Raw genomic sequence first — 24,223 nt, 5'->3', positions numbered from 1 at the left:
ATAACAAGCTCCATAAGCATCTACAGACTTTTTTCAAAATCCCCAAAAGCCAGCTTGAATTTTTAATTTTTAATTAACAAATTACAACTTAATAAATTACCGACAAAGAAAGAATATCGCTACATAATTCAAATTTGGAAATGTTCGGTAATGCTGATATTATCTAAGGCTACCCTAACGCTAAATTGCTCTGTGGGTTCACCACGAAACTGCAACTGAATGTAATTATCTGATTTTCTAGATTGAGCGTCTAAAAAAACTGCTCCCGAACTATCTAGAACGGTAAGATTAACTCCTGGCGGCAAATAGATTTGATTCCCAGTGGCGTGCAATTGGAGATGAATACTGGTTTGTTGATCTTTTCCGGGGCTAATTTCCACAATCAACATAACTGGTTGGTTGAGAATTTGAATACCCAAATCAATCAGTTTTGCCCGTTTAGTAATTGATTCTTCTGGTTGATTGAGGGTATCGAGTTCCAAAGTTTCAATACTGCGAAAGGCATAAGTTGGTCTGAGTTCCGGTACATTCCACAGCGATTCAATAGTCTGCCAGCCAGTCTCAAATACACCAGCAAACCATTGACTCAAATTCACCAGTGAACTAACTGGGGATTGGCGTAGTTCCCAGAGGCGATCGATAAATGCTTCCAATGGTTGCAGTTGCGCTAAAGGCAGTGTTTCAGTTTTGACACTAGGGATAAAACCAAGCAGCCTCGCTTCTTGGAGCGATTCATCAAATTGAACTACTAAATAACCCACCCGTTCTTCCCAAGTTTCTGGAGGAATAGAACATATCTGCTGATGTCGATGGACAGGACGACATTCCAGACGACCAATTGAGGGCACTTTTAAGTCAGCTATATTCCCACAAAGGCGCATGAGGGGGTTCCAACTGTCACTAGCTTGAAGATCAGTAGGAATATCCATCATCTGTAAGTAATCATTTACCACCCATACAGCCAGAGTATTCAGCCGGACTTGCTCTGCTTTTTCAGGATTTGGCTGCTGGTTAGCAAATTGCTGGGCAGTTATGCGAGCTTTTTGAGAAATCGGCAATGTTAAAGCGAAATCGTCTAGCTGATAGGTGGAGTTATTCATAAATCAATCTCTAGTGATCAATGCTGCTATGGACATATCACCTGCATTCACTAAATTTATGCCACAAAATTGAATACTGGAAGAAGATAATTAGGGGATGGGGAATGGCTAATGGCTAATGGCTAATGGCTAATGGGGAATGGGGAAGAGTTACCAATGCCCAATGCCCAAATTACAACCAGTTGCCAATCAAGACATAGGCAGACCAATAGCTTGGCGCTCTGTAGTTGGGATGTTTCAGGAGTTGTAGCTGGGCACGGTGAACTGCTTCAGCTTTGGTGATTTTGCCACTCTTGAGTTCTCGATAGAAGGCACTGACAAACATCGCTGTTGATTCATCATCAATCTGCCACAGGGAAGCTATGGTACTACGTGCCCCAGCTCGGACAGCTGCTCCTGCTAAACCAAGGGCTGCACGATTGTCTCCTGTTGCTGTTTGGCAAGCACTCAAAACTAATAGTTCTACTACGGTTTTACCCTGACTGCGGAAGAGAGTATCAAAATCTTTGACATTGATCTGACCATCGAAATCTAAAATAAAAGTGTCTTCCAGGCGAGAACTAAACTGACCGTGGGTTGCCAAATGCACTATGTTGAATGAAGCAGCGCCAATTTCACTTTCTAAATTCTTTTTCTTAAAATCCCCATCCAGTAGGCTGGTTGTCGAAACTCCTGCTTTAGTAATGCCGTCAAATTCAGATTTAATCGCCAGCAATGGTGCAAACTTGGGAAATCCTGGCGGTGGCTGAGTTAGTCCTGCGGTTAGCGCTCTAAGCTGCTGTTTTACCAACGGTTTCGGGTCGAGGAGCTGCAAACCGACGCTTAGGGCGATCGCATATTTCTCTACTAAATATTGTTTACCATCATAGAGAGCTGCCATTGGTAAATTGCGTAATGCCCCATCTAGGACGAACACGAGGGTATCAACGCCACTTTTTTGCAATTGTGACTCAATGGGTTTAAGCAGCCAACTATAAACTTCTTGCGATTCGGTTTGGACGAGCTTAGTAGCAGTCGGATTGACAAGATTTCTTCGCAGTTTTACTAAGAGTTCTTCTACTTCTGCTTGGGAAATCTTGGTACTGTAGTTTTGCAGAGATTGTTGGGGAATTTTGACAATTACCTGGATTTCGTCAGGAAGAATAATCGGATAAAGGATGGCAGCCTTAGAATTATTTTGGTCTACTACTCGATCAAGGGCTACTCTCTGACCTTGCAGACAAGCTTCCCGGAAGAAGTCGTCTAATTCTGCTAGTTGGAGTGCCTCAATCCGCTCGCGTGCTTTCTCTAATATTTTTTCATTTGGTTTTCCTTGTTGAGATTGTAGCAGTAACTCTACTGACTGGCGGTAGACTGGTTCTACACTGTCTCGGAAGTTGAATTGCACATCCTGGTTCACGACATCTTTATTCACTACCAAATCTCTGCGGAGAGGCTTAAGCGTGTCTACAGCAGCATCATAAGCCGCGATCGCACCATTAATATCTTTTTGCGCCCACAGCAATCTACCTAACTGCCACTCTAAGGTATAGGTAATTTCTGGTGCATTGCTACTCTGTGCCAAAGCTAATCCTTGCCGGGTCAGGTCTTGCGCTTCTGACCACTGCCTGGTTTCTTCGTACAAGCCGCCTAAACTCTTCAAAGCATAAGCCTCTGCCCGCTTGTCCCCTAAACTGCGGGATTGCTGGATGGCACTAGCGAGTAACTTTGCTGAGTCTTTTGTACTGAGTTTTGAGTAGTAATTCTGGCTAGAAGCTTGTATTATACCACCCTTGACTTTTGTCAAACTTTGTGAAAAGTTAACATGAGCGTAAATACTTGCACGGCTAAGGGGAAGTTGCTCAAGTTGGGACTCAATCAATGGCAAAAGAGCTTGAGCTTTTACCCATTGTTGGTCTTCAATCAGTAGTCCCAGGTGATTTAGTTGGGCTTGAACTTTAGTCAGAGGTGAGGGAGATACTTCGACTGTTTGTTTATAATAGGCGATCGCCTGTTCCTTTTGGTTTTGTTTACGGGCATTATTCCCCAAGCTGAACAGACTAGCCCCAATATGAGCGCTTGATTTCAGGTTTCGAGCAATTATCAGACTATCTTCTAGCGCTTGCTGTGACTTTTTCAAATCGCCCAATACCGAAAGGGCATCACCGAGCGATCGCAAACTCACTGTCTTTTCTATAGAATCTGATTGAGATTTTAAGGTCTGACTAACCTGTTCGAGTGTTTTGACGGCGCGAGGGTAAAATCCTTGGGTGCGCCACGCCTGTGCTTGATTGATTAGCGATCGCACCACGCCACTTTGATTATCTGTTTGCTTATAAATTTGTTCTGTTTGCTGCCAAGTTGCTAAAGCCGCCTCAGGCTGTCCCATTGCCAGTTGTAGACGACCTTGAATATCCAGTGATTGGGCAAATATTTGCAGATTTTGGTTTTTATCCTCTCCTTTGAGTAAATTTAAGCTTTCTGTAATTGCCTCCTGCGCCTGACTCCATGCACCGAGTTGCTGGTAAGCTAAGGAAAGATTACTCAGTGTCGCTGCCAGTCTCGGGTTATCCCCTTGCTGTTTATATGCTTGGACAGCTTGTTGTAACACTTCTATAGCTTTGGTAAAGTTACCATCATCGTATAAAGTTTTACCTTCCTGTAGTAGTGAAGCGGGGTCAGTGGTAACAGCCAGTGATGTTTGACTGGAAAATGGCAGTTGGGATAAGGAATTGATTGAACTAGGAACTTTGGCTAGCACCGGTGAACCAACAATGCATAGCAAAGCGATCAGGAAACGTAAAAAGTGAGCTAGGGCAGTCTTTTTATGCAAAGTGAGTGATTGGAGAACTCCGAAGGGGTAAAAAGCCCCACAGTGTAGGGAAAATACGCGATGCCCTGGCTGCTTTTGCCTTTTAACTTTTACAGAATTCGCGCCAAAAATCCTAGTAGTTTTAGCCATAAACACGACAAGAGGTAGATGATAACCAGGAACGTACAGGATGAACATGGGTTCTTGGACTACCAGGGTAATGTTACCATTCCCATCTCTCACCTATCCCTGAGCTTCCACAATCTTATTTATCGAACGGAATTCTAACTGCTGACTCTGAATTCTGTTCGATAAATAATACTTTTTACTCAGCACTGACTCAACGCCCCGCTACTGCTAACAGTATTCAGTACCGATCATAATAATCCCTCCAATTCTGCGAATTTACGCAAACGTGGCAAACATTGGCGTTGATAAAAACTGCTTAATGTTGGAATTGACAGCCCAAATTCCTCAGATAAATCTTTCCAGCTAACTTCTGGGGGTAAGCGTTTGAGAATTAACACCTGACAATTCACATCTGGACGCCCTTTAATATAAGTACCGCGAAGTTCTCCATCAGAATCTGTCTTTGCCCATATTTCCAAGTCTTCCAAAATTGGAGGTGCTTGCGGACTAGCTGGGAGGTTATCTACAGGATCAATGGTTTCACTTGTTCCACCCGATGTAGACTGACGAGTTTTTAGAGGGACTGTTGTGGCTTGTTCCCGATTCTGGTTAAGGTAAAAGTCTTGTAGTCTCCTCTTGAGGTAAGCATTCAGCCAGGTGATGACACTGCCATACCTGGGATCGTAGATTTGACCTGTCAAACCTTCACAAACATTACGACAGAAATACAACCAAGTTTGTTGTAGTGCGTCTTGATAGTAGGGAGTACTTTCCCTCCAGAGTCTACTTGCTGTCAAGCGAATAATTTGCGTGAGCAGCTTCTGACGCTGAGGGCTTCCAGGTTGGTGTCCACAGGCTTCTGTAACTAAGCGGCGTAGCTGTTCATCGAATTGAACCATGACAATCTTGGCGAAGAAAGCAAGAATATCTTAGTATTGCGTATAACAACGCTCTAAAGAATCACTTTTCGTCAAGATGCCCTATCTTTTTTAAAAGGCAGTGAAGAAGGTGGGGCTGCCTCTAGGGATAAGGGGTAATATGGGGAAGTAAGATTTCTGCTCTACAAGAATCTATTTTCTCATCTCTACTTAAAGTGATGTTGAATCCTTAATACTGAGTATGTTTTTGCTGCACATTTTGAAATCCTGCTGCCTTCAACATGACTTGAATGCACATTAAACCCCATACATTTTTAAAACTGGAGTACTGCGGGCAAGATGCCAGTTACTAATAGCGCAAAACAAGATACTACCACTGCTCAAAACTAAATTTTCATTGGATTATCTTACTTTTTTTATAAGGATATACAGCAGCCTATTGGCTAATTTCTCTGACCTCGTAGGTTGTTAAATCGAACCGCCACAATTTTGTAATGAAATTATTGTCAGGTAAGAAACGCTTGGTCTTTTGAAAGTCATAGAATCTTGAATTGGGGGAAAAATTACCTTTCTCAAGCGCTCTCAACTGCGAAAATTCCTGAATTTCATAACACGTATCAAGGTTGAAAAGCTTTGTGTAAGCGAGTGCTGACCGAACGGGATTTCTCCCAGGATAATTTTCATCGCTTGAGGGATATCCGCTAGCGAACCAAACGACTAGAAAGCGGTCATTTGGAGAAAAAAGAAAGTGAAAAGGCCCAGCCATTCGTCTGTTTAACAGTTCACAGATTTGCGTCAACTCAGGATAGGCATACAAGGACACGCCATCTGGATATTTGTAAGCGAAGAATTTCGTCTCATTGTTGGAGAAGCCATAAATCCTCTTAGGAAAACGGTAGATTTCTTCACCTGTAGCTAAATTCCAAAAAATAGCGTGGTTTTTTTGGCAAGCTGCAACAGTTTTACTACCATCTAGGAGAAATACTTCTCTAACAACAACTCCTTCATCCATGTCAAAAGTACGAATTACCTCAGAAGAAGTAATTTCCCTGACAGTGACTTGCCCTTGTCGATTGCCGCTAACTTGGTAGCCACCTGCTTGCACTACGTTTACTTCATTAGACATAATTCCCTTATAAAGACAATAATTTCGTTCAAGTTTTATTCATCCCTTGATAAGGCAAAACTTTACAATAGGCATAGCTATTCTTCCACTCCAAAATTTTTCTAATACTTGTTCTTCTAAACCCCTTGCTCTCAATTCAGAAACTTGATATATGATTTGGAGGTGATATAATGCACCAGCTTTTAAGTTAGGAAAATAATAAGAGCCACTTTTCCCATTCAAGCTACGAGTTTTGCTAGAAATTGCGAATTGAAGTTGAGAAGAATACCAAAGAAGTTTTCCACATAAATCCAAAAACATTTTTTCTCCTGGTTGAAGCAAGTAATAATTTTGTTCATTGTTTTTCCAAGCAAGTTTAGTTGGCTCGCCAGACCAATTTATTGGTTTACCATCATCGCTGATTAAAATTGCGTCAATAGAGCTTAATTGGTAAAAACCAAGAGTGGTTGATGTATTGTTTGTAATATAAATACCTAGCTTAAAATCAGTTTTGGCTTGAAATAATTTAGAAGGGATGGTCAGTACGGACTCTGGCATATCTATTTTGAACAGGACTCCATCTACTTCTATTGCATTACTATCAGTTGATAAGAGTTGAACAAGACGAACATCTACCCACGGGGTTGCCAATATGTCTGAACTAGTTTCTCGTTCAATTGCTTCTTGGTTAATGTTATAACTTGAAACAGATGTATCTCTTACATCAGCATTTAAAATAAATCGAAGCTGATAATTTGTCGTTTCAAGTGCATCGAAATACCAAAAGTAATTAGACCGAAAAGGATCAAGGATATAGTCGGGAATAGTAGGGATTTTTAGTTGTAAAGAATTATTTTGCCAAAAAAGCTTTGCAGTTACAAAAAAAGTTGTCCTGCATTTGGGTCTAATTGTCCACCAATCCAATTGTCTACTTGGGCTACTCTCTAGTTGTTTATTTTGTTGATTAATAGCCAGCTCATCTGTAACTAAATGTCCCTGTATTATCTGCCCATTTGATGTCAAAAGCTCTGGGATAAAAGCTTGTAAGTGGTTAAGATAAAAATAATTTGAGCTAGTGTTTTTTATACTTACGGCGAATTTAATTGGAACATTAATCCCAATTTCTTTTTGGGGAATAGGATATACTATAGTCGGAAATAGTATTGTGTTAGGATTAATGATTTCTATGCTTATACCATTCGATTCATAAGATGTCATGTTTCCTATCCTCTCAACCTGTAAATATTAACTACCTTCAAAATTACATTTATCCAAAAAACAAAAAAGCCACTCCCGCGCAACAAGAGTGAGCAACAGTGGTTCTCAGTAGATTGTGTGTAAGGAGTTTTACAGATGTTTATACCCAGGCTTTCTTTCCTAGAGTAAACATCAAGTTTGACGGTTTGTCTTTTGACAGCGATCGCAACTTCACGTAAAGTGCCGCACTAGAGGAGTGCTGAGTACTGAGCAAAGAAGAAAAGAATTTCTTATTACTTCTTCTAAATCTTTATTCTGACACTCAGGACTCATGACTCAGAACTCAGGGCTTTTTTTATGGTAGATTTGTTGCTGATCGCGATCGTGGGGTTCCTGGGGAGTTTTGGACATTGCTTTGGGATGTGTGGCCCTTTAACAGTGGCGTTTTCCCTGTCTCATCAGCCAAAAATTCCACAAACGGCTTCCTTGGGACGGACATCAACCTTAGAAAAGTCCGACACTTGGCAACAGCAATTAAAATTTCATATCTTGCTCAACCTGGGGCGGATGTTGAGCTATGCTCTAGTCGGGGCTGGCATTGGGGCGTTAGGTTCGGTATTACAGCAAGGTGGACAGCTAGCGGGTGTTGGCAGCGACTTCCGGCGCTGGATGGCAATTCTGACTGGTGTAATGCTGATTTGGTTTGGCTTAGGACAAGTAAAACCCGATTTGCTGCCGCGCATTCCCGTGTTACATCCCTTGTTACAAGGTAGTTTACACGATCGCCTCAGCGCCGGAATGGTTAAGCTTTCCTTAAAAACTAAATGGTGGACACCAATGCTTTTAGGGATGACTTGGGGTTTAATGCCCTGTGGTTTCCTCTATGCAGCCCAAATTAAAGCTGCTGAAACTGGCAATTTATGGATGGGTGGGGCAACTATGTTGGCTTTTGGCTTGGGAACCCTACCCACGATGCTAGGTGTAGGCATTTCCACCTCATTGGTAAGCAAAGACAGGCGGAGTCAGTTGTTTCGATTAGGCGGTTGGGTGACACTCATCATTGGCACTATCACCTTGTTACGGACTGGTGACACAATGGTAGATTACACCGGACACGCCGCCTTAATTTGCTTAATGTTGGCGTTAATTGCGCGTCCCATTAGTGGCTTGTGGGCTTCACCACTGCGTTACCGCCGGGGCTTGGGAGTGGGATCTTTTGTGCTTTCTGTGGTTCACACCGTCCACATGATAGAACACTCATTGCAATGGAATTTTGCCGCCTTTGATTTTATGCCGCCAGAATTTCAGTCGGGTATGGCTGCGGGTGCTGTAGCATTGGTATTAATGTCCCCCGCAGCTTTTACGAGTTGGGAATCTTTGCAGAAATCTTGGGGCAAGCGTTGGCGACAGATTCATCTATTGGGTGTGCCAGCTTTGCTCTTGAGTGCTATTCATACTATGTTGATTGGTTCCCATTACCTGGGTTCCTTGCAATCAACTTGGGGAAATAAATTAGCGGCAGTACTGATGGGAATTATTACTCTCGCTGTATTGATGGTGCGATCGCGCTTTTTTTGGTCAAAGTTAGCCGTAGAAAAGTTTTATGTTCCCCCAACCAAATCACGGTAAATCATCCTTATTTTCTGACTCCATCTCAACGAGTCAAAAACAGAGGCATTACCTATTCAAAGGCATTTATTGGCATCAAGGAACAATAAAGCATTTATTATTCCTGGGTTGCTTAGTTCTTTCAATAACTAATCTTTCTCCTGTATCTGCTCATAAGGTGGAAGTAGCTGGAGATGTCGGTGGTACTCTCCACATTGAACCAAATGATAATCCTCGTGCTGGAGAACCAAACCAAGCCTGGTTTGCACTTACCCGCAGAGGTGGAAGGGCAATTCCTCTGTCACAGTGTAATTGTCAGTTGGCTGTTTATGCCGAACCCTACGCCGCAGGAGAACCACCTCTTCTAGAACCAGAGTTAAAACCTGTGGCAGCTGAACGCTATCAAGGCATCCCAGGTGCAGAAGTTGTCTTTCCCAAACCTGGGATTTATGAGTTGCAACTAAATGGTAAACCAGTTTCTGGCGCAAGATTCAAACCCTTTGAGTTCAAATTTGAAGTTACTGTAACAGGCGGTTCTACACAACAGAATACACGAAACCTGCGAGATGTCAATGGTGATTTAGTAGAGGGTCAATCTCAACAATTACCAACTTGGGCGATCGCACTTCCAATCCTCGGATTTATCGGCATCTTAGTTGTGGTGCTGCAAAATATGAGGAGGGGCGGGGAATAGGGAAGCAGGGGAGCAAGGGAGCAGGGGAGCAGTTGCAGTAAGTCTTTCCCCTCTGCCCCTCTGCCCCTAGCTTACTTGTGTCTCTTCTGATGCCACTGCCACGCATGATCGACAATATCTTTGATGGATGGATACTGAGGTTGCCAGCCTAAGATTGATCTGACTTTCTCGCTGGTGCCAATAAGAATTGGAGGATCGCCAGGACGGCGATCGCGTTCTTCTACTGGTATCGAAATTCCTGTTACCTGTTCGGCGGCGGCAATGACCTCTCTGACGGAGAAGCCACTACCATTGCCCAAATTAAAAACTTCGCTATCGCCACCTTTTAATAAATATTCCAATCCCAAAATATGGGCATCTGCTAAGTCATTAACATGAATATAATCACGAATACAAGTACCATCAGGCGTGGGGTAATCGGTTCCAAAAATTGAGATCGATTCTCGTTTGCCTAAAGCTGTCATTAGCACCAAGGGAATCAAATGGGTTTCTGGGTTGTGATCCTCGCCGAGTAAGCCATTGGGATTAGCACCAGCAGCATTGAAATAGCGAAAACGCACTGATTTCAAACCGTAAGCAACATCAAAATCAGAAAGAATCCGCTCTACCATTAGCTTGGTAGCGCCATAAGGATTAATCGGATTTTGGGGATGGGTTTCTGGAATCGGTACAAATTCTGGCACGCCGTAGGTAGCACAGGTAGAAGAAAAGACAAATTTCTTTACAGATGCTGTCAGCATCGCTTCTAACAGGGTTAAAGTACCAACAACGTTATTGCGGTAGTATTTAGCCGGATCAGTCACCGATTCTCCTACGTAGGCATAGGCAGAAAAGTGCATCACAGCAGCAATATCGCGGGTTTTAAATAGGTGATCTAGTAAGGCACGATCGCCTGTATCCCCTACTATCAGCTCTACCTGTAAAACCCTTTCTACCAGGTCGCGATGTCCATAGACCAGATTATCAAGTATGACAACGTTATAACCCGCTTGCTTCAAAGCAAGCACCGTATGGGAACCAATATATCCAGCTCCCCCTGTTACTAAAATACTAGGCTTTCCAGGAGACATAGTTTTTCCTTTTAAGTCGATTACTCAATTAATTTAGTTTACCGGTACTAGATTACTCTTCTGGAAAATTATAAATAATAGACGCAGTGTCAAAAAATTGCACTAAAATCACTACGACGGTAGTCTTTGGGTGTGAGGTTTGAGATATTTTAAGTCAAACAGTGCGATTACAATTTGACAATCAAATAAATCCATTTCCCGAAACTAGGTTGACCCTTACGGGTGACGCTTTTTGCGTCGCTACAACTAAGAAGTCACCAGTTGTTTTATCTAGGGAAATCATGCACGGCAGTCCTTTTTGGGGAGCCACTGCGTTCCTTGCTGGGGTTTCCCGGCTAAAGAACAGATGTGGAAACCCCGATCAAAACGGACTGCCTCATCACCACACTGGCTCACCGCACCAGAAAATTTGAGAGTTAATCTATGTTTCTATTGCTAAGCCGGGTACTGCTGTGGCTGCTGATTGGCACTATCGTATATTCTCTGTTCCAGCGATTTTATCCCTCTGGAACTTTTGTCGGGCGATTAATCTTAGTCGTTATCTTGGTAATCGTAGCCCTATCATTTCTTAACCCCAGTGAACCAGCTGTGGCGTCGTTATGGAGGATGCTATCTTTTCCACTTAAGCCTCTAGGAGCCTCTGTTTTACTGATGATTCTTGCGGCTCAGAAAATTAAAGGAGGTGGGATAGACAAACCAGGAGGATACTTGATCGGTTGGGCACTGACGATTTTGTTGTTGGCAAGTACACCAGCAGTCGCCTATTTCCTTTATCGCGCACCTCTTGCAATGACTGGTGAAACCTACGTAGCAACTGCTGTACCAACATCTGGAACACTGGTGGCATTAGGGCAACAAACCACTACAGCGAATATCTCAGATGTAACGGGGGATCAGATTCTTTCTTATAATTTAAGAGTGCCTCCCTACCTATTACAAGGAAATCCTCAAGATATTCGCACACGCGGTTTACGACTTGAAGACTTTGTACCAAATTCAGAAACGTTGCAATTGACAACAAGAACTTGGGAAAGTTATCTCGTTGAAATTTACAGGTTCTTGCGTGTTCAGCGGTAATAAAGTAAAAAAAGGTTAAAGGGTAAAGGGTAAAGGGCAAAGGGTTGAATTAGTTAGCCCAGTGTCCCCAAATAGGTTTTTACCCTTCCCCAATCCCCTACATAGCTGTCTTCTTGGACTAACAGCTAATCTAGGATGATAAAGTTGCAAAATTGCTTTAATGGCAAAATATCGACGAATCGCTAAAATCAGTGCTTACCTACGACCCCATTGGCGGGAAGCCTCCTTGGGCATTTTCGCTTTGTTGTCTGTCAATGCACTGGGCGTTTATATCCCTTGGTTGATTCGTGCTGGTGTTGACAAACTCTCAACAACCTTCATCTTGAACCAAATACTACATGACGTAGTGATCATTGTCTTGCTCAGTTCGGCGATGTGGCTAATGCGGATGGCATCACGCATTTGGCTATTTGGGGTGGGACGTCAGGTGGAATTTGACCTGAAACAACGGATTTTTGAACACTTACTCAAGCTGGAGCCTGCTTATTTTGCTAGTAATACTGCTGGCGATTTGATTAGTCGGGCTACTAGTGATGTGGACAACATCAAACGACTATTGGGTTTTGCGGTCTTGAGTTTGGCAAATACGGTGTTTGCCTATGCCCTAACACTGCCAGTGATGCTAGCGATTAGTGTGGATCTCACACTAGCCGCTTTGGCAGTGTACCCTTTTATGCTCTTGTTAGTGAGTCTGTTTAGCGATCGCTTACGCAAACAACAAGCAGCAGTTCAAGAGCAACTCTCAGACATCAGCGAACTCATCCAAGAAGATATCAGTGGCATTGCCTTAATTAAAATCTATGCCCAAGAAGCAAACGAGCGTCGAGCTTTTGCCAAGAAAAATCAGCAGCTATTGACTGCTAACTTGGAACTGGCAAAAATCCGCAATACACTGTTTCCGCTAATTGGCGGGCTAGCTAATATCAGTTCACTGATAATCATCTGGCTAGGGACGGCACGGATGTCTTCTGGGACGCTTCAGGTTGGCGACTTTTTAGTATTGTTAATTTATGTAGAGCGTCTGGTTTTTCCCACTGCCATTTTAGGATTCACAATTACTGCCTACCAACGCGGTGAAGTTAGTATCGATAGACTTGAATCTATTCTCTCTGTCACACCAAAAATTAAAGATGCAGCCGATGCCATACATCTACCAGTGGCTGAACTTAAAGGCGAACTGACAGCTAAAAATCTCACCTACAATTACCCTGGTTCCACGACTCCCGCTTTAGAAAATGTTAACTTTACCATTGCTCCGGGAGAAACTGTCGCGATTGTTGGGGCAATTGGTTCGGGTAAATCTACTTTGGCCAATGCTTTACCGCGCTTGTTGGATATTGAATCGGGACAATTGTTTTTAGATGGGCTGGATATTACTAAGATTGCTTTGGCTTCTTTACGAGGTGCGATCGCCTACGTTCCTCAAGATAGCTTTCTATTTAGTACTACAATCAAAAATAATATCCGCTACGGCGATCCAGTTGGCGAACAAGAACTGGTAGAATCTGTTGCTAAACTAGCCCAAATTGAATCAGAAATTCACAATTTTCCCCAGCAATATGAAACTATTGTTGGAGAACGCGGTATTACTCTTTCTGGTGGTCAACGACAACGTACTGCTTTAGCTCGAGCAATGCTGGTCAATGCTCCAGTGTTAATTTTGGATGATGCCCTCTCTAGTGTCGATAATCAAACAGCCACGCAAATCCTCAAAAATCTCTCCAGTGGTACTGAACGCAAAACAGTGATTTTTATTACACATCAATTGTCGGCGGCGGCGGCGGCTGAACGAATTTTTGTAATGGAAAAGGGAAAAATTGTGCAGGTAGGAAATCACTTAGAACTTTTACAACAACAAGGTTTATACAGAACTTTATGGAGCCAGCATCAAGTTGAGGAATTACTGCGGTGAAGGCAGAGGGCAGAAGGCAGGGGGGCAGGTGGTCACTGAGCGTAGCCGAAGTGGGGCAGGGAGCAGGGAGGAGGGAGCAGGGGGAAAGAATTATGATTGAGTTAGAGACTAGGGATTGGGAAGATTTGAATGGGGATTAGGGATTGGGTAATCAGCTCAAAAATGATGTTCGTAGCTATTACCTACAGCAAATTTTGAAATATTTTCCCAGTCCCCAGTCCCTTTTACCCTTGGCTGAAATTGGGAAATCCTGGACGCAACCCGTTGAAGAAAAATTCAAAAATTCTAACTTTACTAAAGGATTGTGAAGAGGTCTAGCCAAATAATCATATTTATCATAACTTTATAGTTATAGAACTATTGATTCGCTCGCCTCATCACTCATGGTTAACACCCTACCCAAGCCCGAAACTAAAACTCCCAGCAAAGAAACTGTACTAACGCCCCGGTTTTATACTACAGATTTTGAAACCGCAGCCAAGCTGGATTTGTCTGCCCAAGAAACAGAATTGCAGGCGATGTTGACAGAAATGCGGACAGACTACAACCGCCACCATTTTGTTCGTGATGAAGCGTTTGAGCAGTCTTGGGAACACATTAGCGGTGAAGCAAGGCAGGCTTTTATAGAGTATTTGGAACGTTCTTGTATTTCTGAGTTTTCCGGCTTCTTGCTATTCAAAGAATTATCCCGTAAGTTGAAAAATCGCAGTCCAGTGCTAGCGGAAATATTTCAACTTATGGCGCGTGATGAAGCGCGTCACGCCGGATTTCTTAACAAAGCAATGGCTGATTTTAAACTCTCTCTTGATTTAGCCACTGTTACTAAAACCCGCACCTATACGTTTTTCCCGATTGAGTGGGTACTTTACACCGTTTACCTATCAGAAAAAATCGGCTACTGGCGTTACATTATTATTTTCAGACATCTAGAAAAGCATCCGGAAAATGAGTTTTACCCCATCTTCCGCTACTTTGAAAGTTGGTGTCAGGACGAAAACCGCCACGGAGATATATTCAAAGCATTATTGCGTTCTCAACCGCAACTCTGGAACACCTGGAAATCTAGGCTGTGGAGTCGCTTTTTCTTGCTATCGGTATTTGCTACCCACACTCTGACAGTTCATGAACGTTCCGGGTTCTACAAATCACTAGGACTTGATGCCACAGAATTTGATCTGCAAGTTGTCCGCAACACCAATGAAACCGCAGCACGGGCTTTTCCTGTGATATTGAATACCGAACATCCCAAGTTTTTTCCACGTCTGCAACGCTGTGCAGATTACAACTTGAAAATTGCAGAGATTGAGAGCAGTTCTGGGCCGAAAGCTGTGAAGCTAATTCGCAAACTACCTTTGATTGCAGCAATTGTTTGGAATCTACTGTTACTTTATCTCATCAAACCAATTGATGCTGAAGCCTTGCGAGGAACGGTTCGTTAGCTGTTAGATATCCACTAATGAAAAACAATGTAGAGACGTAGCAGTGCTACGTCTCTACCAGGGTTCTGGATAACGCATATTTAATTTCACCAGATGTCTATTAGACTTGTGCGAAATATTAAGTTATGATAATAAAAATGGTAAAACGTTTAATTGAGTGTGTACTCTTTTTCCAAATATCTATGCTTTGATTAAGTTGGCTTTTGGCGTTGCTGAATTGAAGTATGAATCTAGATGTAGAGACGTAGCAGTGCTACGTCTCTACAAGGATTTTGGTATTATGCAAAATCGTTTTCATACCTCGATTCAGCAACGCCCTGAAAGCGGTGTTGCTGAATCGAGGTATGAATTTGGATGTAGAGACGTAGCAGTGCTACGTCTCTACAAGGATTTTGAAATAACACAAAATTATTTTTCATACCGCAATCAGCAACGCCTTACTCGCTGAAAGCTTTTTTCTCCAGCAGCATCGCATTTGAGAATTTCATCTACATTCATAATCATTAAAACTTTAATTTATAATTGAAGCGCATTCTTCCTCTGAACAACTATCTTTGAGAGCATTGGCTTTTGAAGCCGGGTTAATTCTGTCAAACTCAAACAACTGATTGATTTTTCAAATCCTGAAATTTAGGATTTTTCTCAAAACTTTATTTTGAAAAGTTGCTAATTTTTCAACTTTTTAAATAGGATATGTGATGGCGTGTATTGCCGAATTATTTTTGTAAAGATAGCCAATAAATAATCTATTAATCGTTAAGTAGTAAATATATTTCTCCAAAAATAAAGCTAGATTCTTATCAAGAAAAATAGATCAAGCAGAATTCAGAAGTAAAACAGGCTTTATATCTGCCTTTGAGACTTAGTTTATGTACTTTGCTAACTTGAAATCTGTTGTAAAAATTATTAATTTTAAATTTTTCCATACTATATAGCAGAATCCATAGACACCTGCCAAAAGACTAGTTATAGAGTGAGGTAAGAGATTGACGTGACTAGCTCAGAATGCAGCAATAGATGAAACAAATATTTTCACAAGGTGCTTGATTCTTCTGGCTGTCTGTGATAGTTTTCTTTTTACGAACCCCAAAATACTGTAAATCTATCGATATACCGTTATTTATGAAATTTCGTTAACCTATTTACACAGATTGGGAGTTAAGAATAAATAGCTAATCTATCGAGATTATTTATTGCAGGGAATACATTGCGAACCAACAAACTAGAAATTAATCTCTAAGCCAGGGCAACCTTATGAGCAAAATACGTGGTGTGATTGTTGATCCCAATGTGCCGGGGCGTTTGGCACTGAGTGAAGTGACTGCACCAAAGCCTGCCCCAGATGAAGCTCTAGTGCGGGTAGCGGCAATTTCCCTCAATCGGGGAGAGATAAAACGTTCAACCACTGCTGAGGCTGGTTGGCAGCCTGGTTGGGACTTGGCAGGTGTAGTGGAAATCCCCGCCGCCGATGATTCGGGGCCTCTCCAAGGGGCGCGTGTAGTTGGCTTGCGTCGTGCTGGTGCTTGGGCAGAACTCGTATCTGTTCCCACCAATGCTTTAGCAGTAGTGCCATCATCGGTATCTTTTGCTCAAGCTGCCACATTGCCTGTAGCGGGTTTAACTGCATACCATGCGGTGTTAAAAGGTGGTTCACTTTTGGGTCGGTCAGTTTTGGTTACAGGCGCATCAGGAGGCGTAGGTTACTTCGCTATCCAGTTGGCGCAACTGTCAGGAGCGCAAGTTGTGGCACATATTCGTCAAGCTGGCTATGAAACTTTAGTTAGAGAAGCAGGGGCGCAATCGGTGGTGATTGGCGAAGACCTTTCACCTGCCAGCGAGTATGGGCCCTACGATCTAATTGTAGAGTCAGTGGGTGGCAAGACTTTGGGGGTAGCCCTTGGCTTACTGGCACAGGATGGAAAAACTGTGCTGTATGGAGTATCTGGGGGAGCTGAAGTGACATTCAACGCAGCTCAATTTTTTGGGACTGGTAGCGTCAGCCTGTATGGTTTACGTCTGTTCGATGAGTTGAGATTTGAATCAGCAGCAGTCGGTCTAAAACGGCTTTTGAGTCTAGTAGAAGCAGGTGAGTTACATCCTCACATTGATTTAGAAGCTTCTTGGACAGAAATAGCTGATGTGGCCCAACAACTACTCGATAGGCGTTTTCCTGGCAAAGCTGTGTTGCACATTTCAAAATAATTCGTAATACTCAGCCTTTGGCGAGAAGCAAGCTACGTAATTCGTAATTCGTAATTCATTTTTTTCATGCACTAATTTATTGAGAAAGACTAATGTTTTTCTTTGTTGCAATCAAGCAAATTTATTTGTGAGGTGATAATTACGAATGATGAATTAAGAACTACGAATTATTCTGACTTTTGGTTCAAACTAGATCGGCTTGTAGCCCTTAGTAATCTCAAGATAGATCGCCCAAAAGGGACATCACATCCACGTTATCCATCCTTTGTTTATCCGTTGGACTATGGATATTTGGAAAATACTCGCTCTGGAGATGGAGCCGATATTGATGTCTGGATAGGTAGTTTGTCTAGTAAAAAAGTCACCGCCGTCATTTGTAGTGTTGACTTGGAAAAACGGGATACAGAAATCAAAATACTTCTGGGCTGCACTTCTGGGGAAAATCAAGCCATTTTGGATATCCACAATATAGGCTCTCAATCAGCAATATTATTGGTTCGCAATTAAATTATTTAGATTTTTGAGGGTAAGTTTGTATGAGTTTAGAACTAAAACTATCAGGTAAAACTGCGATCGTTACAGGAGGAAGTGCGGGAATTGGATTAGCTACTGCCAAAGCACTTTATAGTGAGGGTGTGAATGTGGCGATCGCAGCCCGCAATCAAGAAAGACTAGAAAATGCAGTAGCTGCTATCCAGTCCTTACCAAGTTCTGGCGCTAAAGTTATTGCCATCAGCGCCGATTTAACGAAAGCTGAGGATGTTGAAAAAGTTGTCTCCACAACATTAGCCCAATTTAATCAGATTGATATCTTGATTAACAATGCCGGATCAGCCCGTGCTGGGTCTTTCCTAGAATCCACTGATGATTTATTTTTGGATGCTTGGAACTTAAAATTATTGGGCTATATCCGCTTAGTTAGAGCCGTCGTTCCCCATCAAAAAAGTCGCGGTGATGGGCGGATTGTCAATATAGTCGGTGGTGCAGGACGGACACCTCGTCCGAACTTCCTAGCTGGTGGTACAAGCAATGCTGCTTTGCTGAATTTCACAAAGGGCATTTCTAAAGAGCTAGCCGAGTACAAAATTCGGATTAACGCTATCTCCCCTGGTGCTACTGCTACTGAGCGTGCCGAGACTTTAGCGCGGCAAAATGCCCAAGCGCAAGGCATCACCGTTGAGCAAGTAAAGGCACAAAATATCCAAAGTATTCCTTTAAAAAGAATCGCCCAGCCAGAAGAAATTGCCGCGCTGGCGCTATTTTTGGTGTCCGATCTTGCTGCATCGATTACAGGAACAGAGATTATCGTTGATGGCGGATCTACCCCTGGTGTTTAACGGTAAAAACGCGATGAATCAGACGCGATGAATCGCGTCTCTACATTTGTCAAAACATAAACTTCTTGGAGATAAAAACATGGGTTCTCAATACTTTGATATCAAACCAGTTGCAGGACGTATTGGTGCTGAAATTATTGGTGTTAATCTGAGTTCTCACCTCAGCGATGACATCATCAGCGATATTCGCAAGACTCTAGTCAAATACAAAGTTATCTTTTTCCGCGGTCAGCAACAGCTTGATGCTGATGGACAGGTTGCTTTCGCTCGTCGTTTTGGTGAACTCACTACAGCCCACCCCACTGTACCATCGCTGCCAGAAAACCCAGAAGTCTTAGACCTGAATTATGGGCGTACCACTTCCCGCGCCAATAGCTGGCATACAGATGTAACATTTGTAGACCGTCCTCCTCTCGGTTCTATTTTACGAGCGCTTGAAATTCCGCCAACTGGTGGCGATACAATCTGGGCAAACTCCGTAACTGCATACCAAGATTTACCTATTCATCTGCGTAATCTTGCAGACCAACTTTGGGCAGTACATAGCAACAAATACGATTATGCTACTGCATTCGACCTACCTGAAGATGCCAAAGCTTACCGAGCTATCTTCACCTCCACTGTATACGAGACTTTGCACCCAGTTGTACGCGTCCATCCCGAATCTGGGGAGCGGGGGCTATTCATCGGCGGATTTGTGCGCCAGTTCCGTGGCTTATCAACAACTGAATCAGATGACATTCTGCGGCTGTTGCAAGCGTATATTACACGTCCTGAGAACACAGTCCGGTGGCGTTGGCAAGTTGGTGATGTTGCTTTTTGGGATAATCGGGCTACTCAACATTATGCGATCGCAGATTACGGCGACCAGCCCCGCCACGTTCAACGAGTTACAATTGTCGGCGATCTGCCAGTTGGCATCGATGGTAAACAAAGTGAAGCCATCAAGGGAGATGCTTCTCAGTACAACCGACGTGAGGTGGTGACTGCATAATATTTGGGCATTGGGCATGGGGAATAGGAGAGAGATCAGTCTTTGATACTTGTGAACGAGTGTTTAATACTCGTGAATGAGTCTTTGAACTCCATTAATGAGGCTTTGAACTCCATTAATGAGGCTTTGATACTCGTTAATGAGGCTTTGAACTCCATTAATGAGTCTTTGAGCTTCATTAATGAGGCTTTGATACTCGTGAATGAGTCTTTGAGCTTCATTAATGAGCCTTTGAACTCCATTAATGAGTCTTTGAGCTTCATTAATGAGCCTTTGAACTTCACTACCCTGTTCCCTCCCCCTTGCTGGCTTAACCTTCTGCTGACTAATGGCGATCGCACTTTTTTATGAAACTCTTCTATACACCTAACTCACTTTATGCACGCATTGCACGGGTAGCAACACTAGAACTGAAGATGAATTCTCTAAACTACCCTCCATGCAAGTAACAAAACCAGAGTCTTAATAACTAATACTTTCTTGTTCCAAACAAGAGAACAAAAAAAGCATAAGTACGCCGTCGCAAATAGAAATATGAGTACGAAAAAACAACTTAAACTCGGAGCATTTTTACCCGGTAGTGGCCATCACGTTGCAGCATGGCGGCATCCCAACACCCCGGCTGATGGAGGTCTAAACTTCCAACATTATAAGCAGCTAGCACAAACGGCTGAACGGGGAAAATTTGATATGCTTTTCCTCGCAGATGGTTTAGCTGTCTGGGATCGCGGACAAGGGGCTGAGGCTTTTAGCCGTTCGGGACAATTCAGCGTCCACTTTGAACCTTTAACCTTGTTGTCGGCTCTGTCTGCGGTGACAGAAAATATCGGGTTGGTGGCGACATCATCAACGACTTATGATGAACCTTATCATCTCGCCCGCAAGTTTGCATCACTAGATTATCTTAGCGGTGGTCGTGCCGGATGGAATCTTGTAACCTCTGCTGCTGAAGCCGCAGCGCAGAATTTTAGCCAAGAAAACCACTTAGAACACTCACTCCGCTATGAACGGGCGAGGGAATTTGTGGATGTTGTCACCAAACTTTGGGACAGTTGGGAAGATGATGCTTTTCTTCACGATAAGAAGTCAGGTATTTACTTCGATGCAGAAAAGTTGCATGTTCCCCACCACAAGGGTAAATATTTCTCAGTGCGCGGCCCGCTCAATGTGGCGCGTCCACCACAGGGATATCCAGTAATTGTACAAGCTGGATCGTCCGAAGCTGGACAGGATTTAGCTGCCCAAACAGCAGAAGCGATTTTCACTGCACAACAAACATTGGCAGAAGCTCAAGCCTTCTACGCCAGCGTCAAGGGGAGATTGGCTAAATACGGACGTTCCCCTGACCATCTCAAAATTATGCCAGGGGTATTCCCGGTAATTGGTAAAACTGAGCAGGAAGCTAAGGATAAATATGAGCAACTTCAGGAGTTGATTCATCCCTTGGTCGGATTAGGGCTGCTTTCTGGGTTAGTGGGTGGCCATGATTTGTCCAAATATCCCCTAGATGGGCCGCTGCCGGATCTGCCAGATACCAACGGTGGCAAAAGCCGCTTGCAGCTGATTACCGATCTTGCCCGCAGAGAGAATTTAACAATCCGACAACTGTATTTGTGGATTGCAGGAGCGCGGGGACATCGAACGATTCTCGGAACACCAGAACACATTGCCGATCAACTCGAAGATTGGTTCGTCAATGGTGGGGCTGATGGATTTAACATCATGCCGCCTTGGCTACCTGGGGGTTTGGAGGAATTCGTGGACTTGGTAATTCCCGAACTGCAACGCCGAGGAATATTTCGTACTGAGTATGAAGGTAGTACCTTACGCGAGAATCTTGGTTTGCCCCGTCCGGTGAACCAGTTCACCACAAAGACTGCTCCTGAACTTGTGGGCGTTGATTCCTTGGCATAGTTTTGATTAGACATCTTGCAAAAGTAACTTTTGCCTTGATATTGGGGAAAGGTTAAAGGTTAAAGGGTAAGGGAAAATTCCATACCTTTACCCTTTACCCCTTACCCTTTTCCCCACAATCCCAAGAAGTCTATTGAACAACTGGCAGTATTCTTGAAGCGACGGCTTTGATTTCCTCAAACTTCATCTGGTTTGTTATTCCAGTGATTTTAACAATACAATCAAGTCGTCTCTAAGGAAACTTTTTATCGTGTTGGGCATCCTAACGGTTCTACTATCCTCCTTTGTTTTAACGTTTCACAACGTTACAGTCCGAGTTTTGTTTTCAGAACATCTCGTACTAGGTTTATTTTTACTCGGTGGATACGTTAAACCGGATTTGCAGAATTCCTTCTTGCTGATGTTCATGCGAATGCTGCTGGTGGTTCCATTCATGGCATCTCTATCATTTAAGCTGTATCCATCTGCTTGGACAGAATTTCAAGACTTGTTCGCCCGCAAGCGTAGGGATGTTCTAATTCAAGCTCTTGGCTGTGGGGTGCTGATGTTTGTGTATATTGCCTCACTCTACATTGCTATTGGCTTGATTCCCACAGGTATTGCCTTGACCCTTTTCTTCACCTATCCCGTATTTACAGCGCTGCTATCCTGGAGGTTTTTTGGCGATCGCCCCACATTGTTCCGTTGGCTAGTAATGGCTATTATTCTGATAGGAAGCGCTCTCACCATTCCCCAATCTTCTGCTACCTACAGCAGTCATACCATTGCGATCGGCATTTTCGCAGGTTTTGGCGCTGGGATCGTTTACGCCTTTTATTGCATCATTGCTCAAAAATGTTTAGAAAAATTCCATCCAATTCCTTTTACGTGGATCAGTTTTGCCTGTACTCTACTACTCTCCGGTATTAGCTTACTGTTCTGGCCAGCTAAAAGCGCTCAACTTGACTGGACACCCCTATGGATTGGCAGCATATTTTCTGGTCTTGTCAGCTTTCTCGGACACACTCTAAACAATGTGGGGATTCAGATGGTTGGCGCATCTACTGCTTCTATAATCGGCTCTAGCAGTCCAGCATTGACAGCGTTAATGGCATGGATAACGATTAGCGAAACTTTAAACGTGATTCAGAGTGTAGGGATTGGTGTTGTCACATTGGGGATCGCCTTACTTAGTGGAGAAGGCTTTGTGAAATCGCTCAAAATTAGAGGTTGAATTGAGAATTGGAAATTAGGTAATTTTAGAACATTACTTTCTTAATTACGAATTACGAACTTGTACTGAGCGTAGCCGAAGTATTACGAATTACGAATTAAAATATGCCTTTCTCCGCTATCCTCTTCGATCTTGACGGGACTTTAACAGATCCGAAACCTGGCATCACTGGTTGTATTCAGTATGCGCTCTCTGAACTTGGTTACAAACCACCGAATGCTGATGAATTAAATTGGTGTATTGGCCCGCCACTGAAAAATAGCTTTTCGCAATTACTCAATACCTTGGATGGTACAGTAATTGAACAAGCTATTTTACTATATCGTCGTCGTTTTGCCACAATTGGATTATTTGAAAACTCACTTTATCCCCAAATTACAGAAGTTTTAAAAACAATTCGTTGTGCTGGTTATAAAACTTTTGTTGCGACTTCTAAACCATATATTTATGCTACGCAAATTATTGAATATTTTGGCTTATCATTGCTTTTTGATGGTATTTATGGTAGTGAACTTGACGGAACGCGGAGCATAAAAGGTGACTTAATTCACCATATTTTATTAACAGAAAAACTTTTACCCTCTACTGTGGTGATGGTAGGCGATCGCTCACATGACATCATTGGAGCCAAGCGCCATCAAATCGCCTCAATTGGTGTCACCTATGGCTATGGAACTGAGGAGGAATTAAAAGCTCATGGTGCTGACTTGATTGCCCATTCTCCAAGTGATATTCCCAGATTTATAATTCGTAATTCGTAACTCAAAATAATGCCGCCATCATTAACGTTTATCCATAGTTTGCTGTTGTTTAGTACTGCTTTTATTGCAGGCGGCTTAAATGCTGTAGCGGGTGGTGGAAGCTTTATCACGTTTCCAACTCTCATTTTTACAGGTGTCGCCCCGATCGCAGCTAACGCCACTAATAATACTGCAATTTGGGTGGCTTCCTTAGCCAGCGCTGGAGCATATCGTCAAGATTTGGGCATTGAGCGACGAGATTTTTTACTTCTATGTGGTGTCAGTTTAGTTGGTGGCATGATTGGCTCCATAGCTTTGTTGTATACATCGCCAGATGTCTTTAAAAAGCTGATTCCCTATCTATTGCTGCTAGCAACAGTTGTGTTTACCTTTGGCGAACCGTTCAAAAAGTGGTTGCAGCGTAAAAGCCAGAATACATCACCGGAACCTGTACCGTTGTTTAATTTGGTACTGGCTCAACTAGCGATCGCCATCTATGGCGGTTTCTTCGGCGCAGGTATAGGGATTTTAATGCTGGCAACTTTGACATTATTAGGTATCAAAAATATCCACAAAATGAATGCTTTTAAAACATTTTTAGGGAGTTGTATTAATGGTATTGCGATCGTTCCATTTCTTTTTGCTGGTGTGATTGCTTGGCATCAAGCTATTTTGATGGCAGTCGGCGGCTCTCTTGGTGGTTACTTAAGCGCCCATTATGCTCGTAAACTTGAACCGCACTTAATTCGGAAATTTGTGATGATTGTTGCCTTTACTATGACTGCCTACTTTTTTATTCACGGTTAAGAACTGGGAACTACTC

Annotated in this window: 20 protein-coding genes; 14 read left to right on the top strand and 6 right to left on the bottom strand. The window is 43.0% G+C overall.

Annotation, left to right across the window (positions count from 1 at the left end; translation table 11 throughout):
* Nucleotides 1-128: 128 nt before the first annotated feature.
* From RMX98_RS01420 to RMX98_RS01400, 5 genes are all read right to left on the bottom strand, one after another.
* Nucleotides 129-1,100: a DUF1822 family protein gene (locus RMX98_RS01420; RefSeq protein WP_322680661.1), complete on the bottom strand. Its 972-nt coding sequence runs from the start codon at nt 1,098-1,100 to the stop codon at nt 129-131.
* Nucleotides 1,101-1,272: 172 nt separating this feature from the next.
* Complete coding sequence (locus RMX98_RS01415; protein WP_409880731.1) at nt 1,273-4,041, bottom strand: CHAT domain-containing protein; 2,769 nt, start codon at nt 4,039-4,041, stop codon at nt 1,273-1,275.
* Between the two features lie 227 nt (nt 4,042-4,268).
* Nucleotides 4,269-4,919: a sigma-70 family RNA polymerase sigma factor gene (locus RMX98_RS01410; RefSeq protein ID WP_322680662.1), complete on the bottom strand. Its 651-nt coding sequence runs from the start codon at nt 4,917-4,919 to the stop codon at nt 4,269-4,271.
* Between the two features lie 415 nt (nt 4,920-5,334).
* Complete coding sequence (locus RMX98_RS01405) at nt 5,335-6,024, bottom strand: hypothetical protein (protein WP_322680663.1); 690 nt, start codon at nt 6,022-6,024, stop codon at nt 5,335-5,337.
* Between the two features lie 39 nt (nt 6,025-6,063).
* Nucleotides 6,064-7,221 (bottom strand): hypothetical protein, encoded by a 1,158-nt coding sequence (locus RMX98_RS01400; RefSeq protein WP_322680664.1) that lies wholly within the window; start codon nt 7,219-7,221, stop codon nt 6,064-6,066.
* Nucleotides 7,222-7,557: 336 nt separating this feature from the next.
* Here RMX98_RS01400 and RMX98_RS01395 point away from each other — a divergent pair, with 336 nt between their 5' ends.
* Complete coding sequence (locus RMX98_RS01395; RefSeq protein WP_322680665.1) at nt 7,558-8,829, top strand: sulfite exporter TauE/SafE family protein; 1,272 nt, start codon at nt 7,558-7,560, stop codon at nt 8,827-8,829.
* Nucleotides 8,804-9,502 carry a hypothetical protein gene (locus RMX98_RS01390; RefSeq protein WP_322680666.1) on the top strand — a complete coding sequence of 233 codons (699 nt, stop codon included), beginning with the start codon at nt 8,804-8,806 and terminating at the stop codon, nt 9,500-9,502. The genes RMX98_RS01395 and RMX98_RS01390 overlap by 26 nt, the downstream gene beginning before the upstream one ends.
* Before the next feature lie 71 nt (nt 9,503-9,573).
* Here the strand turns inward: RMX98_RS01390 and galE are convergent, their stop codons facing one another.
* Nucleotides 9,574-10,572: a UDP-glucose 4-epimerase GalE gene (gene galE, locus RMX98_RS01385; protein ID WP_322680667.1), complete on the bottom strand. Its 999-nt coding sequence runs from the start codon at nt 10,570-10,572 to the stop codon at nt 9,574-9,576.
* Nucleotides 10,573-10,995: 423 nt separating this feature from the next.
* Here galE and RMX98_RS01380 point away from each other — a divergent pair, with 423 nt between their 5' ends.
* The 12 genes from RMX98_RS01380 to RMX98_RS01325 all read left to right on the top strand — a co-directional run bounded on the left by RMX98_RS01380 (nt 10,996) and on the right by RMX98_RS01325 (nt 24,207).
* On the top strand, nt 10,996-11,649 hold the full coding sequence (locus RMX98_RS01380; RefSeq protein ID WP_322680668.1) for a hypothetical protein: 654 nt from the start codon (nt 10,996-10,998) through the stop codon (nt 11,647-11,649).
* A 160-nt stretch (nt 11,650-11,809) separates the two neighbouring features.
* Nucleotides 11,810-13,561 carry an ABC transporter ATP-binding protein gene (locus RMX98_RS01375; RefSeq protein WP_322680669.1) on the top strand — a complete coding sequence of 584 codons (1,752 nt, stop codon included), beginning with the start codon at nt 11,810-11,812 and terminating at the stop codon, nt 13,559-13,561.
* Nucleotides 13,562-13,944: 383 nt separating this feature from the next.
* On the top strand, nt 13,945-15,000 hold the full coding sequence (acsF, locus tag RMX98_RS01370; protein WP_322680670.1) for a magnesium-protoporphyrin IX monomethyl ester (oxidative) cyclase: 1,056 nt from the start codon (nt 13,945-13,947) through the stop codon (nt 14,998-15,000).
* A 157-nt stretch (nt 15,001-15,157) separates the two neighbouring features.
* Nucleotides 15,158-15,448: a hypothetical protein gene (locus RMX98_RS01365; protein ID WP_322680671.1), complete on the top strand. Its 291-nt coding sequence runs from the start codon at nt 15,158-15,160 to the stop codon at nt 15,446-15,448.
* Between the two features lie 806 nt (nt 15,449-16,254).
* Entirely contained in the window at nt 16,255-17,202 is a 948-nt protein-coding gene (locus tag RMX98_RS01360; protein WP_322680672.1) for a zinc-binding dehydrogenase, read from the top strand.
* A gap of 132 nt (nt 17,203-17,334) precedes the next feature.
* Nucleotides 17,335-17,709, top strand: a complete 375-nt coding sequence (locus RMX98_RS01355) for a hypothetical protein (RefSeq protein ID WP_322680673.1) — start codon at nt 17,335-17,337, stop codon at nt 17,707-17,709.
* Between the two features lie 29 nt (nt 17,710-17,738).
* Complete coding sequence (locus tag RMX98_RS01350) at nt 17,739-18,539, top strand: SDR family oxidoreductase (RefSeq protein ID WP_322680674.1); 801 nt, start codon at nt 17,739-17,741, stop codon at nt 18,537-18,539.
* A gap of 79 nt (nt 18,540-18,618) precedes the next feature.
* Nucleotides 18,619-19,533 carry a TauD/TfdA family dioxygenase gene (locus RMX98_RS01345; RefSeq protein ID WP_322680675.1) on the top strand — a complete coding sequence of 305 codons (915 nt, stop codon included), beginning with the start codon at nt 18,619-18,621 and terminating at the stop codon, nt 19,531-19,533.
* 534 nt (nt 19,534-20,067) lie between these two features.
* Complete coding sequence (locus RMX98_RS01340) at nt 20,068-21,447, top strand: LLM class flavin-dependent oxidoreductase (protein ID WP_322680676.1); 1,380 nt, start codon at nt 20,068-20,070, stop codon at nt 21,445-21,447.
* A gap of 250 nt (nt 21,448-21,697) precedes the next feature.
* The gene (locus RMX98_RS01335; protein WP_322680677.1) at nt 21,698-22,660 is read left to right on the top strand and encodes a DMT family transporter; all 963 of its coding nucleotides are present in this window, start codon (nt 21,698-21,700) and stop codon (nt 22,658-22,660) included.
* Nucleotides 22,661-22,764: 104 nt separating this feature from the next.
* The gene (locus RMX98_RS01330; RefSeq protein ID WP_322680678.1) at nt 22,765-23,421 is read left to right on the top strand and encodes an HAD family hydrolase; all 657 of its coding nucleotides are present in this window, start codon (nt 22,765-22,767) and stop codon (nt 23,419-23,421) included.
* 9 nt (nt 23,422-23,430) lie between these two features.
* Entirely contained in the window at nt 23,431-24,207 is a 777-nt protein-coding gene (locus tag RMX98_RS01325; RefSeq protein WP_322680679.1) for a sulfite exporter TauE/SafE family protein, read from the top strand.
* Nucleotides 24,208-24,223: the final 16 nt, after the last annotated feature.

It is taken from the genome of Nostoc sp. DedQUE02 (assembly GCF_034531035.1).
Lineage (GTDB): Bacteria > Cyanobacteriota > Cyanobacteriia > Cyanobacteriales > Nostocaceae > Nostoc.
This window is presented reverse-complemented; position numbering and strand designations above follow the sequence as displayed.